A 14,635-nucleotide genomic window follows, 5' to 3' on the forward strand; every position below is an offset into this window, starting at 1 on the left:
AATACTATTAAATTGAATATTAATTTTATCATGTTTTTCACATGGAGGTGTCGAACTTGACCAACGTGCAAAAAGAGATTGATCGACGCAAGCTGGATGACAAACTACCTTCCATGCCTTGGTTCGTTCAGCAATTCATGGACTATAAACTGCCTGACCTGTCCCCCTCTACCCTGCTCGAATATCTGAGAGATTACGAAGCTTTCTTCGGATGGTTGCGAGCAGAAGGGCTCTCCGAGGCAAGCTCTAATAAAGAAGTTACGTTGACTGAACTGGAAGTACTTCGCATGGATTCGGTTACCGCCTATCGGTTATTTCTCACAACCAAACGGGAAGGAACCAATTCGAGAGTTACCGTCTCTCGCAAACTCTCTTCCCTTCGCTCCCTTTTTCATTATCTGAGCCAGATTGCGGAAGATGAAGACTTTTATCCGTTGCTGAAGCGAAACATTATGGCCAAAATCGAGATCAAACGTACCCATAAACCCAAGGACACCGCTGCCAAACTCAAAGGTAAAATCCTGGAGGAAGAGGAACTGCTGGAATTTATCGGTTATATCCTTGAAGGTTACGCTGTTGATATGGAGAAGAACAAGCAGGCACTCTATTCCCATGAGCTCAACAAAGAACGGGACGCCTGCATTGCCAGCCTGATTCTCAATTCAGGTTTACGGGTGTCGGAAGTTGTGAACCTGAACGTCGATGACCTCGATCTGAACAACAAACTCCTGTATGTTTATCGCAAAGGTAATAATGATGAGACGTACAAAACACCCGTTTATTTCAGGGAACAGGCCAAGGACGAACTGGCGACTTATATGAACCTGCGGCAATCACGTTACCGTACGCCCAAGCGGGAAAAAGGTCTGTTCATTGCCATGCGAAACGGAGATTCAGAAGGAAGTCGAATGACCAAAAGAGCGATCCAGGCCATGATTATGAAATACGCCAAGCGCTTTGGCAAACCATACTTGACCGTGCACAAATTACGCCATTCATTCGCAACGGACTATTATCTGCAAAATGATATTTACAAAACGAAAGAGCAGCTTGGACACGCTTCTACGGAAACGACCGAGATCTATGCTCACCTTACCGACAAAACGATGTCTGAAGCCATCGAACGCCGTACTGACGACGGGATGTAACATCCCAAACAACAATAAAAGCAGCAAGCCGTATCAAGGATTTCGATCCGAGAAAAGCCTGCTGCTTTTATTGTTGTTTGAATCATTCAAAGATAAGAGCATAAGCAGAAATGATTATAGTTTACATAATAAAAATTACGTTTACTCAAAGACGATCATTCACGCTCACTGTACATTCAATCATGTATAGAGACCATTATGTCCCCGTGTCTTAACATTTCTACGATTCGACTTCACCATTCTGCCTATACTCGCTCTCAACCATCGCTAACAACGCTTTGGCTATATCCTCCGTTTCATGAACCGAGTACCATGTTATATCTCTGCTTACGGTGCTCCGCTCTATAAACTGCTCTGAAGGTAGCCATGAGATCATACCCACTACCCCTTCAAGCTGATCAACCAAAATCAAATCTTTCTCTTCTCGAACCATCACGACTTTGGGATAAGAAGCATCCTTGAATCCTTCAACAACAATCCAATCATAACCGGACAGATGACTTAACATATCCTCCAGCTTGGTTGACTGTCGCTCCGTAATCGCAGTACGTTTCTCTGACATAACAACCACCGCCGAGGCCCCAGCCTCTCCAAATCGATACGAATCCGTTCCTTCTTGATCCATCTCGAAATGGTCATGTCCATCATGCTTAATCGCCGCTACCTTAAGTCCCATAGAAGAAAAGTGCCCGATCAGCGCGGCTGTCAGGGTTGTCTTGCCCGTGTTTTTGTATCCAACAATCTGTATGATATGTGGTTTTGTATCACTCATAGTAGTCATCTACCACTACCTCACATGACCTGAGGGCAGTTTGATAATACGTACCTGCTCACCCGCAGGAATACCTTTTTTCTCAGGTGGGATAACTATCAGACAATCACTATCCTTAATGGTAATCATCACACTGGATTCATCTACACGGGCTGCGGCTGGTATCGCGTATACCATCCCATTGCGAATCTCAGTACGCCCACGTACAAATCGTGTGAAATTGTTTACTTTGGTGTACCCATCTTCCAAGATGGCAGTCCATTCTTCCAGATAAGGATGAGCATCTGCCTGCATGGACCGAATAGTTGGACGAACAAAGAGACCAAAACCCACAAAACAAGCCCCCGGATTACCCGAAAGTGCAAAAAGCAATTTATCTTTATATACAGCAGCTGTGGTCACACTGCCTGGTCGCATCGTCACTTTGTTAAACAACATCTCCACATGTTCTTCCAGCACAAGTTCGCCCATAATATCATAATCCCCGACGGATACACCGCCTGTGGTCACCACGATATCATTATCTAGAATGGCTTCTTCCAGTTTGGTCCTTGCCGTGTTCACATCGTCTGCAATAGAACCATACATCACAGGCTCTCCACCTGCCTCAACAACCAGAGAGCGCAGCATGTAACTGTTGCTATTCCGAATCCGACCTGGTTGTAATGGTTCATCTACATCAAGCAATTCCGTGCCCGTTGCGAATATCGCCACCTTTGGACGTTGAAATACGGGAACTTCTGCTATGCCAAAAGTAGCTAACACGGACTGCTCCCCTGCCCTGATGATCGTTCCTGCTTCGAGCAGTTGCTGTCCCGCTTGGACTTCCAGTCCGATTGGGGTGATGTTAGCACCTGACAATATTTGCCGTTTCAATGCAATCCACTGTTCTCCGTCCTCTACCTTGCTCTCGGTCATCTCCATCATGACTACCGCATCCGCACCTTCCGGGACCTGTGCACCCGTCATGATGCGAGCAGTTGTACCTGAAACAATGGTGTGATTCGAGGTGTAGCCGCAAGGAATTTCATCAATTACTCGAAACCAAACTTGATGATCACTCGATGCATCTATGGTATCTGTACTTATAATCGCGAATCCATCCATACCCGATCTCCGGAAGAATGGATACGGATGAGGAGCCTGAATTGTCTCTGCAAGTGTGCGGCCATGAGCAGATTCAAGGTGAACTTTCTCTATGGAGCCTACAGTAACTCTTGCAGCTATTTTGGCTTGGGCATCCGGTACCTGTACAGCTGTACGATTGAATTTGGCAGTTGTCATATCATGTGAATGTGAGTTCATTTTCAAAAGTATTCTTACCTCCTAGAGACATATCATCTTTTTAAAAAGTGTAGCCCGAATGCTGTAAGATAACAAGTACATCACTTATTGAATCCTGTGACAATATCTTATTTCTTACAGGTGTAACATCCTTGACCAATATTCAACATGAAAGGCATCTTGTCTGCTCATAATATAAGTGACAAAGGGAGGCGATAATCATGAGTAATCGATGTGAATTATGCGGAAGAGAACCTGTGAACACAACCGTTCATCATCTGACACCCAAAGAAATGGGCGGAACATTACTGCCAACAGCCAACCTGTGCATCCCCTGTCACAAACAGATTCATTCGCTTTACACCAATCGCGACATTGTAACCCTTGGTCTCACGAACCTGCAATCCTTGAGACAGGATGAACGAATGATTCCATTTATCCGCTGGATTCGTAAACAGCCTGCTTCAACGATTCCCCGTGTACGCAAATCCAATCATGTTCGCCAATCGTAAACCAAAAAGAACAGCTCCAAGGTCATATGCCGGCGAGGTGATTCGCCTTCCCTTTTCACTGTTCTTAAATGAACTATGCGATTGGCAGCCATCCTTATGATTAGATGTTTATTATCTTCGCCTCTTAATTCGGCCGCCGCCCACTCTGGTTTTTGGTTTTTTGTAGGATTTTTTAGGTGAATCAAACAACCCACCACTGCTCTTGTTACGATCAATGGTCCCCTTGCTCTGATCCCTGTTGCGGTTGAATAATCCTCCGCCAGATCCCACGCTTGAATCTTTATCGCTTCCGCGCCTTGTAATCGTACCTTTCCGATCAACAGTAATAGGTGGAGCAAGCTTCTTGTCATTACTTGTTGGTGCACGATAAGATCCTGCACTCGGTTTATACGTATCTTTATTGGTATATCCTCGATAGTTGCCATAACCTCGCCCGCCAAAAGAATCGAACAGATTACCGATTAACGTAGCGGTCAGATAACCTTGTAAAAAAGATGAATCGTAGTTCTGCCGAACATATTCCTTGGAGTCCACCTCAACCAAGGTATCCTCCGGCTTGTTCGGGTCTTGTTGCAGGTGATAATACTCGTCCTGATACACGAGGAACATACGCTCTGTGTTCTCTGCCGAGATCTGATCCGGTTGCCTTTGGTCAGACAATTCCTGGGCCACTTCCGGAACGGTACGGTCAGAAGCCCGGTACACATAGGACGTTGAGTTACCACTGCCGTTAACCGATTCAAGCGGGTATGTGTCCTGAACAGAAGGTGCTCCGCACGCGGACAACAGAGACATCACAAGGCTGAGGACCAGCATTAATTTTAATCCATGTGCCAAGCGTTTTTTCATTGGGAACCTCTCCTAGCTCGAACGAATCACTTTGATATCCGCAGGAAGAATGGACTCACCCTCATACAGTGTAAATCTTCTGTCTTGCCACTCCACCCGAAGAAGCATATTATCATCCGACTGATACTGCCATACCAATTGTTCTCCAGCCTGGCCATATGGAGTTCTACCTGCCGTTGATACCATGCCTCCATACTCTTCCTCCAGATGATATGCGCGTCCATCCAGATCCAGCAATGTGGGCACCTCATCAGGTGTATCAAGCCTGCCATCAATTGGTGTATATAGAGCGTAACGTGTGAGTTCACGTTCTTCGATATGCAAATATCGAAATGCGGTACCATCCTGCAGCGTGAGCACAACTGCATTTCGAGCACGATTTTGTACCCGACCAACGACTTCATAAGTGACCAGAGAAACCTCACAGATATCACCAGGTGCAAGCTGAAGCATCGTTTTCTCTGCCTGCGGTGGTTCAGGTTTTGTTAGTATTCCTTTAATTCGTTTCCATACACTCATGAGAATTACTCCTGTTCCTTATCTTATAAACAAGCTGCAATAATCAGTGCGCCCACGATATGTAAAGCGCCAGAGAACAACCCGTATCCTGTCTTCCCTTGCTGAATTCCTGTATCCAGATCCAGATTGGCCCATTTGCGAATCATAAAGTGTACAACACTCTCCAGAATCAACAAAATGATAAAGGATACAACGGAGACCAACAATGCTTCTCCAAGATGACCAGCCGTAGAAATGGACGTAGCGAGTACATACCCTTGTGCAAATAATTTCATAACCATACGTGTAGTAACGGCCATATTGCCAGCCTTAACTTCAGCAAAATCCTTATATTTCGTGAACAGTGAGTCGATATACATCAAAACAAACAGCAAAACCGAACCAGATACTGTCCAGACCAGCATCGCCAAAATATTCAAATCCATTTACACAGCCCCCACATATCAACATGAACCGCATTTAAAAGCGAAGGAGAAATGCTCTTCTCCTCCGCTGGTTAACCCTGCTGACAACCAAGGTAATTAGTTCTTATTATCGTACTGTTTCATCAATGCTGCGAGTTCATCTTCAACAGCCTGATCTTTACCCAACTTCTCGAACTCTTCATCCAAAGACTTGCCTTTGGAAGACATTTCGTTGCTTGCTTCTGCCTGTGCTTCCATCTGCATCATTTTCTCTTCCATACGCTTCATACCAGCACTTGCAGTATCGGAGCCAAACCCATTCAACGCTTTGTTGATTTCCGTTTGGGCTTTTGCTGCATTGTAGCGGGCTACCAATGTTTCGCGTTTGTTCTTCATTTGAGTCAGTTGCTTACGCATCTCGTCGAGCTTGCCACGCAGGTTATCTGCAGAAGCCTTGTTTTGGTCATAGCTGGTTTTGTACTCAACCATCTTCTCTTCAGCAACCTTTTTCTCTTCCAGGGCACGCCGAGCCAAATCCAGATTCTGAGCACGTGCCGCCGTATGCGCCTGCTCTTCACGTTTCTTCACAAGAGCTTCCTGCTCTTCGAATAACTGCTTGAATTTCTTCTCAATGGCGATCTGTTGAGCTACTGCTTTCTCCGCATCTTCCAGATCCTCTTGCATGTCACGGATATATTGGTCCGTCATCTTGATTGGATCTTCCGCTTTGTCAATAATGGCGTTGATGTTAGACATGGTTAGATCACGCAAACGTTTGAAAATGGACATTATGTTATTCCTCCTAGTCGATATTACATCGTATATAAACATACATACGTAACAATCTACAACTCGTTTCAATTTTAGCAAATAAAATCAAAACATTCGATGGCTCTTATGTCAGGAAGACCGCTTATCTTTGTTCAGATGATCCTCCATCAACCTCTCTGCAGTCTGCACGATTTCGTCGATCTGCATCCGCGTGATGGAATCAAAATGAATACCCATGATCACCGTAACGGTTACTTTCAGATTCAGGGCAGCCTTTCGGGCAAGCCGCTCACACAGCTCTTGTTCCTTATGCCCCGGAATATGTACCGTCGTCCCGCTGACGCGCTCATGATCCACGTAGAATGTGGCTGCGGCGCCAATATGCGCCTTTCCTCCCGTAACGAGAAAAACCTTATCTTCTCCTGCTTCAATCACCTGTAAACGTATGGATTTCAAATCATATGTACTCATACCCATCCACCTATCCTTTTCTATATGTTTTATATGGAGGAATTATGGCTGTCATAAGCTAAATCCGCAATGAAACTTCTCACACTACGCATAACTTGTAGATAGCCCGGGCATACCAAAGAGAACGTCATTTTGGAAAAGGAGGCCGTTATTATGCGCGTACGCCTCATTATGCTGATGGTTATCGTTATTTTTCTCGGAGGATATCATGCTCCAGTTTCATCGCGGGATGTTTCAAGCCCGCCAAGTGAATCCGTATCAGGTTCGGATTCTGCGGAAGAAGAACAACTGACATTGGGACAGTTACGTCAAAAATATGCCGATACGTTCAAAACGAATGGTCCTTCAACCAAGAAGGTTGCACTGACTTTTGATGATGTACCTGACCCACGGTTTACTCCACAAGTACTGGATGTATTGAAGAAATACAATGTCAGAGCTACATTCTTCATCGTGGGTAGTCGTGCTGAGAAACATCCGGATCTGGTGAAACGCATCGTTAAGGAAGGGCACATGGTTGGTAATCACAGCTACAATCATCCTGAATTCAGTAAGCTGTCGATGAATGCCTTTCGTAAACAAATTCTACATACCGGAGATATTATTCAACGTTTGGCGGGATATACGCCCAAGATGATTCGACCGCCTTATGGAGACATTAATGAAGAACAGCTGAGATGGGCTGCCAAACAACACTATAGCATTGTGAACTGGAACGTAGACTCCCTGGACTGGAAAGGCCTTTCAAAGGAGCAGGTGAAAGATAACATCCTGTCTGCCGTAAAACCAGGCTCCATTGTTCTGCAACATGCTGGAGGCGGTGTAGGATCAAACCTGAACGGCACGATTGAGGCTTTGCCTGAAATCATTGAGGAATTGCAAAAGCGCGGATATGAACTCGTCACCTTGGACGAAATGCTGGGATTGTCAAAGGCCAAAGATTAAGATGACCATGAAGTAATAAATGAGAATATTAAAAGGGTGCTGTTCAATCGCAAGTTTGCGACTGGCAGACACCCTGTTTGAATTCGTTAGATGTAATTAATTTTCTACTTCAGAATGTACAGCTCGATATCCTGAAATCCAAATGTGCTTACGGACTGTTTGCTACCCGGGATAAAGATATCAATCCGGTGACCCTTGATTGCACCGCCTACATCACGCGCGGTGGCTACAAAAGCCTGTTTTGGCAATCCTGGATGGCTGTGACCCGTTACCAGTACTTTGGTTCCGAGTGGAATTACACTTGGATCAACTGCAATCGTACCCAGTTCAAGGTCATTTCCGAAATAATCGACTGCACCCCAGCCTCCATTTTCAGACGGATCTGCAGAGTATGCCGTTGCTTTTACGTTCACAGCTTTGCTGTAATCGAATGTTTTACCCCAGGCCTGAACCACTTTGTTATCTGCATTAACGTCCAAGCTCGCTGTGGTAACTGTTTTGGCTTGGGTCTTGCTCTCCGTCGCCGCGGCAGCTACATTGTTTGCCTTACCGGGAATCGTAATTTTCAAACCACCATAAATATTGTAAGGTGAAATGTCGTTGTTTGCTTTAACCAATGTGTTCATTGCTACTCCATATTGTTTTGATAAGGTGTAGAAGGTATCCCCTTCTTTGGCCACATGAACTGAATCGGCGTGAGCCGGAACGGCTTGAATAAGCATTGCTGTTGTCATTAATGCTACTGCTGTTTTGGCTATACGTTTCTTGTTAATCATGGTCTTCCTCCCTCATTGTGCCTGCGAAGTTAGTTGTCGGATTCGGATGAGGAGCCCACCCTATAGGTTCTTCATTACATTTGAAACGTTATGTACCCCTAATTCACCCCAAGCAGTGTGCTGTAGATCTTCCCCCTGCACAATCTGCATCGTTACATCCCCCACACTCCCTGTCCGGAAGTTTCGGCAGAGTTCAATATATCACAATTTTGTAACCTGAACTTGTAGTAATTCTTACCAAATAGTTTTTAGCATGTAAGCATGTGTAAGAATACTGCATACTCTAGAATTGTTGGACGACCCGATTCCTTTACATCTGGTAACAGAATAGTTACTTTTCCGAATCCATACGTGATTATTATCCATAAAAAAATAGCGTTACCGACTCGAAGTCAGTAACGCTATTTGATCACTTCGTTTAGAGTACTTTCGCAAGAAAATCACGTGTACGTGAATTTTTCGGTGCTCCAAATACCTCATCTGGTGTTCCCTCTTCTACAATAACCCCGCCATCCATGAACAGGATCCGGTCTCCCACTTCACGTGCAAAACCCATCTCATGTGTCACGATGACCATGGTCATCCCGCCTTCTGCAAGACGTTTCATGACATCCAACACTTCACCGACCATCTCGGGGTCCAATGCCGAAGTAGGCTCGTCAAACAGCATGACATGCGGCTGCATGGCCAATGCTCTTGCAATGGCGATCCGCTGCTTCTGTCCACCAGACAGCTGATTCGGGAATGTATCTTTTTTATCATACAAGCCCACAGTGTTAAGCAGATCAGCAGCAATTTTCTCCGCTTCCTGCGTGGATTGTTTCTTCACTTTAATCGGAGCAATCGTGATGTTTTGCTGTACCGTTTTGTGTGGGAACAGGTTGAAATGCTGGAACACCATACCCATTTTTTCCCGAGTTGCATTAATGTTGTGCTTGGGGTCCGTAATTGACACACCTTCAAAATCGATTTCACCTGATGTAGGTTGTTCCAAGAGGTTCAGACAACGCAAAAAAGTACTTTTACCTGAACCGGAAGGGCCGATGACCACGACAACCTCACCTTTGCCAATCGTCACATTAATGCCCTTAAGCACATCGTTATTTCCATAAGATTTGTGTAATTGTCTAACGTCTATCACTTGCACTCAACTTCCTTTCCAGTCGTCCAAGCAGCTTGGACAAAATAAACGTTAATACAAAGTAGATGGCTGCTGCAATCAAAAATGGACTCAAGCCTTGATACGTAATGTTTTTGACCACACTTGCCTGATACATAATGTCCACCATACCGATAACTGAGATAATGGAGGATTCCTTGATGATGGTTATGAATTCATTACCGATCGCCGGTAATACAGCTTTGAATGCCTGTGGCAATATGATATAACGCATCGCATCGCCTCTTCCCATACCTAGGGAACGAGCTGCCTCCAACTGACCACGATCTACACCTTGAATACCCGCACGGAAAATCTCCGCCAGATAGGCACCACTATTGATTGAAAGTGTAATGATACCTGCCTGAAGTGCAGTGAAGTTAATGCCAAAGCTCAGGGAAAAACCATAGTAAATAATCATCAATTGTACCAGCATCGGTGTGCCACGGATCACTTCAACGTAAGCAGTACCGATCCAGCGCAAGATTGCAGCGTCATGCAAACGGAACAAACAGATGATCAATCCAATAATTACCCCGAAGATAACCCCAAGTGCAGACAACAGAAGTGTGTATCCTACACCTGTAGCATAGAAACTTTTATATTCCCAGAATACTTGGAAAATATTTTGCGATTTGTTCGCTTTATCCGCCATCAAGAGGCTGGCGTCCGTCACCATCTGATTGATTTTATCTTCACTTTTCAATCGCTCCAGTGTTCCATTTACTGCAGCTAGCAGCTCGGTATTACCTTTGCGAATCCCGATTGCCGCTTCTGCTTGCTCTTCGTCCGGAACAGCAGCAGCAAGTCCAATGATATCGTCCAGATAACCTGCAGCAACGGTATCTTCAACGATTGCCGCGTCAATGCGTTTTGTTTGCAGTTGAAGCACGATATCCGAGATTTTATCAAGCGCAGTAAGCTTCGCTCCTGGAATACTCTGTCCGATCGTTTCCTGAATGGAGCCTTTCTGAACGCCAATTTTCGCATTTTCAAGTTCTGCCATGGTTGGATATTTGTCTTTATCCACATTGCGAGCCATAATCACTTGTTTTGATTTATAATAGGTGTCGGAAAAATCGATACTTTTCTTCCGCTCATCTGTCGGGGTCATACCTGAAATTACCAGATCAACACGCCCGCTCTGCAATGAAGGCAGAAGACCGTCGAAGCCCATATCCTCAATCACAAGCTCAGCGCCAAGATCTTTGGCAATCTCTTTGGCGATCTCAATATCAAAACCGACGATTTCATCTTTGCCATTAATCACTTTATGGAATTCATAGGGTGCAAAATCGGCACTTGTACCGAGCACCAGCTTTTTACTGCTTGAATTGTCTGAAGTCCCACTTGCAAATGCCACAGGAACGGCAGTCGTCAGCAGAATAACAAAGGTCAACAGCATTATGGTGTAACGACTTATTAATTTCAACCTTTTTCTCTCCCCTTACAATACTTTGTATGCTTCTCATGTTGATGACTGAGTCATTATAAAGTACAATGCATGATTATGCAATGCATTTTGACAATACAAATCTTGACTTGTTTCTGAAAAAATAAAGCAAACATGATATAATCAATGAATTATTTTCATTTTTGCATAAGGAGCTTACTAATGACATCTAACAAATCACAGATCCTGACGGTTATTGATCAATATGCTTCCCGTTTTAAAGCCATTTCATCATATATCGGTGCCAACCCTGAACTGGGAAATGAAGAGTATCTCGCTTCTGCCCGTTTGAAAGAAGAACTGGTCTATCACGGGTTCACTGTAGAGGCTCCAATCCTTGGACTGGAGACAGCCTTTATCGGAACCTATTCAGCCGCCAAACCCGGCCCTACCATTGCATTATTGTGTGAATATGACGCCTTGCCTGAGATCGGTCATGCTTGTGGTCACCATCTGATCTGTATGATGAGTCTTGGGGCTGCTGTAGGGCTGAGATCCGTTCTGGATGAAGTAGGCGGAACAATTAAAGTGTTTGGTACACCCGCTGAAGAGACACGTGGTGCCAAAGTTCCGATGGCAGAAGCAGGTTTGTTCGATGACTGTGATGTCGCTCTCATGGCGCATCCATATTATGCCTACGAAAAGTCAGGCAGCTCGCTGGCTATTGATGCAGTACAATTTGAATTCCATGGCCGATCTTCACATGCTGCTGCAAGTCCACACGAAGGTATTAATGCTCTTGATGCCGTCATTCAAACGTTCAACGGAATCAATGCATTCAGGCAACAAGTGAAAAGCACCGTTCGGATTCATGGTGTGATCAACAACGGAGGTCAGGCAGCTAATATCATTCCTGACTATGCTTCTGCGCAATTTTATGTACGGGCAGCAACTCGCAAAGAACTGAATATCCTCACAGAACGTGTGATTCAGATCGCTGAAGGTTCTGCTCTCCAGACAGGATGCAAGCTGGTGACATCCAACTATGAAACGTCCTATGACGAGATGGTTACCAATGAAGCATTCTCAGCAGCGTTTAGTCAAAATCTGATGGAACTTGGTATCCCGCAAGAAGAGATAGTGAGTGGTAATGATCACGGCTCTATGGACATCGGTAATGTTTCCCTGAAATGTCCTGCAATCCATCCCTACATTCGTGTTGTGGATGAGGTTCATACCCTGCACTCCATAGCCTTCCGTGACCTTGCACTTCAGGAACGCGCGCTGGATGGCATGATTCTGGGAGCAAAGGCACTTGCTACAACAGCCTATGACGTACTGAGCCAGCCAGAGCTGCTTCAAACCATCCGCACGGAGTTTGAGCAAGCTATTCGCTAAAATTTTCACTATCAACATGTTATATAGGGGTGCCCTGAACAATCTTGAATCTCAAGTTGTTCAGGGCACCCTTTTTCTAAATTATCTGTAAGTATATTCAGCCCGAAGCTGGAAATGCTGTGAAAGAAACCTTTGAAAACGCTGAAAATAACACATTTTATTACAGTAAATGTGATTCATTTGCTGGCTAACTTGGTTAATTATAACTATAAGTGTGTGTTCAAAAGACCGGTTTTCAGTACCGAGAAGATGGGATGAAGCTAGAAATGGAGTAGCGGAGCGTAGGCAAAACTACGTGAGCAACGGACATTTCGGCTGAATTCCATATTCGATGCCAATGATGCCGATAGGCATCACTTGTGATCAAAAGCGGGCTTTTGAACAACCTCTATAACTTATCCTATATTCAGGAGGTGCTGTCATGTTGCTCGAAGCCATGTATCATGTTCCTCGTGACAAGTGGGCTTATGCCTATAATTCGTCTACCATACATCTGCGCGTACGAACCAAACGTAATGATGTGCAATACGTGACTGCACTGACCGGAGATAAGTACGATTGGAATGGAACGTACAAGGAAATCCAATTGGAGAAGGCTGCTTCGGATAACATGTTTGATTATTGGGAGGCTGCCGTTAAGCCACAATTCAAACGTCTCACCTATATATTTCGGATAACTGCCGGTTCAGAAGATGTTTTTCTAGCGGATAATGGAATTCATTATGAGACCCCCTATCCAACTGGAGGGTATTATGAGTTCTCGTATATACATGAAATTGATGTGTTTAAGGTGCCCGAGTGGGCCAAGGAAGCCGTCTTTTATCAGATCATGACGGAACGGTTTGCTAATGGAGATCCCAAGCTGAATCCAAAAGAAACCCATGACTGGGGTGGCAAACCTGAGTTGGACAATTATTTTGGTGGAGATCTGCAAGGTGTGCTGGATCATCTGTATGACTTAACTGAACTTGGCGTGAACGCCATTTACTTTACCCCGTTATTCCAGGCCAATTCCTACCACAAATACGACACGATTGATTATAAAAAAGTCGACCCCCATTTCGGTGATAATGCCCTGCTTAAACAATTGACAGAAGAATGTCATCGCCTGGGTATACGTGTCATGCTTGACGCGGTGTTTAACCATTGCAGCGAAGACTTCCCTCCTTTTCAAGACGTTCTTCAGAATGGAAAAAACTCTAAGTATGCCGACTGGTTCCACATCAATGAATATCCGGTTCAGATCAAGGATGGTATACCAACCTACGATACATTTGGGTTCTATGGCAACATGCCCAAGTTCAATACAGCCAACCCTGAGGTTAAGGCATATCTACTCGATGTAGCTGAGTACTGGATCAAGGAAATTAAGCTGGATGGGTGGCGTCTGGATGTAGCAAATGAGGTGGACAACCATTTCTGGCGTGATTTTCGCAAGGTTGTTAAGGCAGCGAATCCGGAAGCCTATATTGTTGGTGAAGTCTGGAGCGACTCCCTGACATGGCTCATGGGGGATCAATTCGATTCCGTCATGAATTATCCATTTGCCGACAAAGTGCTTCAGTTCTTCTGCGGTTCAATGGATGGATATAACTTTGCCAACGAGATGGGTTCACTGATTATGCGCTATCCGCAACAAACCAATGAAGTGATCTTTAATATGCTGTGCAGCCACGATACCCCACGATTGCTTACAAGGTTAGGAAAAGACAAACGCCGTTTAAAATTGTCGGTTGTATTTCTTTTCACCTATATCGGCACACCTTGTATTTTCTACGGCGATGAGGTGGGAATTAGTGGTGATGCTGACCCGGATTGTCGAAAATGTATGGAATGGGACCCGGCCAAGCAAGACAGAGAATTGTATGATTTCTATCGTCTGATGATCGATTTACGCAAAAGTAATGAAGCCCTGCGCAAAGGACGCTTCCGATTCCTCAAGGCTGATCACAATGATCCCTGTATCGTGTACGAGCGTGTGGATGACAACCTTCACTTTACCGTATGGATGAACAATACACCTCAAGATCGAACGCTTTCTCATCCTATGGAAACAAAAGACTGGAAAGATGCATTAACTGAAGAGCCTGTGTTTCCAGCCGATGGAATGATGAATATTAAGCTTGACCCCTATGGGTACCGCATTTTGTATAGACAGCTTGATCCGACAACCATCCAACACGGCTGAGGTTTAATTCTGAAGAATCATATAAAAGAAAAGAAAAACACTTCCA

15 protein-coding genes and 1 riboswitch are annotated in these 14,635 nt (G+C 44.7%); of the genes, 5 read left to right on the plus strand and 10 right to left on the minus strand.

Annotation, left to right across the window (positions count from 1 at the left end; translation table 11 throughout):
• Positions 1-41: 41 nt before the first annotated feature.
• Positions 42-1,148, plus strand: a complete 1,107-nt coding sequence (gene xerS / locus MKY92_RS17460) for a tyrosine recombinase XerS (protein WP_339297096.1) — start codon at positions 42-44, stop codon at positions 1,146-1,148.
• Between the two features lie 220 nt (positions 1,149-1,368).
• On the opposite strand, the gene mobB is transcribed toward xerS, so the two are convergent.
• Together mobB and glp are read right to left on the minus strand one after the other, a co-directional pair.
• Entirely contained in the window at positions 1,369-1,920 is a 552-nt protein-coding gene (gene mobB, locus MKY92_RS17465; RefSeq protein ID WP_339297097.1) for a molybdopterin-guanine dinucleotide biosynthesis protein B, read from the minus strand.
• Positions 1,921-1,935: 15 nt separating this feature from the next.
• The gene (glp, locus tag MKY92_RS17470; RefSeq protein WP_339301831.1) at positions 1,936-3,225 is read right to left on the minus strand and encodes a gephyrin-like molybdotransferase Glp; all 1,290 of its coding nucleotides are present in this window, start codon (positions 3,223-3,225) and stop codon (positions 1,936-1,938) included.
• A 200-nt stretch (positions 3,226-3,425) separates the two neighbouring features.
• Between glp and MKY92_RS17475 the strand changes: the two genes are divergently transcribed.
• The gene (locus MKY92_RS17475) at positions 3,426-3,716 is read left to right on the plus strand and encodes an HNH endonuclease (RefSeq protein ID WP_221821607.1); all 291 of its coding nucleotides are present in this window, start codon (positions 3,426-3,428) and stop codon (positions 3,714-3,716) included.
• A 111-nt stretch (positions 3,717-3,827) separates the two neighbouring features.
• Here the strand turns inward: MKY92_RS17475 and MKY92_RS17480 are convergent, their stop codons facing one another.
• The 5 genes from MKY92_RS17480 to MKY92_RS17500 all read right to left on the minus strand — a co-directional run bounded on the left by MKY92_RS17480 (position 3,828) and on the right by MKY92_RS17500 (position 6,730).
• Positions 3,828-4,565 carry a DUF4247 domain-containing protein gene (locus MKY92_RS17480; RefSeq protein ID WP_221821608.1) on the minus strand — a complete coding sequence of 246 codons (738 nt, stop codon included), beginning with the start codon at positions 4,563-4,565 and terminating at the stop codon, positions 3,828-3,830.
• 12 nt (positions 4,566-4,577) lie between these two features.
• Positions 4,578-5,084, minus strand: coding sequence for a DUF4178 domain-containing protein (locus MKY92_RS17485; RefSeq protein WP_339297098.1), 507 nt, complete (start codon positions 5,082-5,084; stop codon positions 4,578-4,580).
• Positions 5,085-5,107: 23 nt separating this feature from the next.
• On the minus strand, positions 5,108-5,509 hold the full coding sequence (locus MKY92_RS17490; RefSeq protein WP_339297099.1) for a DUF350 domain-containing protein: 402 nt from the start codon (positions 5,507-5,509) through the stop codon (positions 5,108-5,110).
• Positions 5,510-5,605: 96 nt separating this feature from the next.
• The gene (locus MKY92_RS17495; RefSeq protein WP_339297100.1) at positions 5,606-6,277 is read right to left on the minus strand and encodes a PspA/IM30 family protein; all 672 of its coding nucleotides are present in this window, start codon (positions 6,275-6,277) and stop codon (positions 5,606-5,608) included.
• A gap of 111 nt (positions 6,278-6,388) precedes the next feature.
• A complete protein-coding gene (locus MKY92_RS17500; RefSeq protein WP_339297101.1) occupies positions 6,389-6,730 on the minus strand; it encodes a hypothetical protein in 342 nt (113 codons plus the stop codon).
• Positions 6,731-6,883: 153 nt separating this feature from the next.
• Between MKY92_RS17500 and MKY92_RS17505 the strand changes: the two genes are divergently transcribed.
• Positions 6,884-7,675, plus strand: a complete 792-nt coding sequence (locus MKY92_RS17505; RefSeq protein ID WP_339297102.1) for a polysaccharide deacetylase family protein — start codon at positions 6,884-6,886, stop codon at positions 7,673-7,675.
• 104 nt (positions 7,676-7,779) lie between these two features.
• Here MKY92_RS17505 and MKY92_RS17510 read toward each other — a convergent pair whose 3' ends face one another.
• The 3 genes from MKY92_RS17510 to MKY92_RS17520 all read right to left on the minus strand — a co-directional run bounded on the left by MKY92_RS17510 (position 7,780) and on the right by MKY92_RS17520 (position 11,042).
• Positions 7,780-8,451 carry a 3D domain-containing protein gene (locus MKY92_RS17510; RefSeq protein WP_307411469.1) on the minus strand — a complete coding sequence of 224 codons (672 nt, stop codon included), beginning with the start codon at positions 8,449-8,451 and terminating at the stop codon, positions 7,780-7,782.
• 2 nt (positions 8,452-8,453) lie between these two features.
• A riboswitch (cyclic di-AMP (ydaO/yuaA leader) is annotated at positions 8,454-8,650 on the minus strand.
• 219 nt (positions 8,651-8,869) lie between these two features.
• Entirely contained in the window at positions 8,870-9,592 is a 723-nt protein-coding gene (locus tag MKY92_RS17515; RefSeq protein ID WP_017688094.1) for an amino acid ABC transporter ATP-binding protein, read from the minus strand.
• On the minus strand, positions 9,579-11,042 hold the full coding sequence (locus MKY92_RS17520; protein WP_339297103.1) for an ABC transporter substrate-binding protein/permease: 1,464 nt from the start codon (positions 11,040-11,042) through the stop codon (positions 9,579-9,581). The genes MKY92_RS17515 and MKY92_RS17520 overlap by 14 nt, the downstream gene beginning before the upstream one ends.
• Positions 11,043-11,225: 183 nt before the next feature.
• Here MKY92_RS17520 and MKY92_RS17525 point away from each other — a divergent pair, with 183 nt between their 5' ends.
• Together MKY92_RS17525 and MKY92_RS17530 are read left to right on the plus strand one after the other, a co-directional pair.
• On the plus strand, positions 11,226-12,401 hold the full coding sequence (locus MKY92_RS17525) for a M20 family metallopeptidase (protein ID WP_339297104.1): 1,176 nt from the start codon (positions 11,226-11,228) through the stop codon (positions 12,399-12,401).
• 421 nt (positions 12,402-12,822) lie between these two features.
• A complete protein-coding gene (locus MKY92_RS17530; RefSeq protein ID WP_339297105.1) occupies positions 12,823-14,589 on the plus strand; it encodes an alpha-glycosidase in 1,767 nt (588 codons plus the stop codon).
• Positions 14,590-14,635 lie beyond the last annotated feature (46 nt).

This window comes from Paenibacillus sp. FSL R5-0623, assembly GCF_037974265.1.
In the GTDB taxonomy this organism is placed as follows: Bacteria; Bacillota; Bacilli; order Paenibacillales; family Paenibacillaceae; genus Paenibacillus.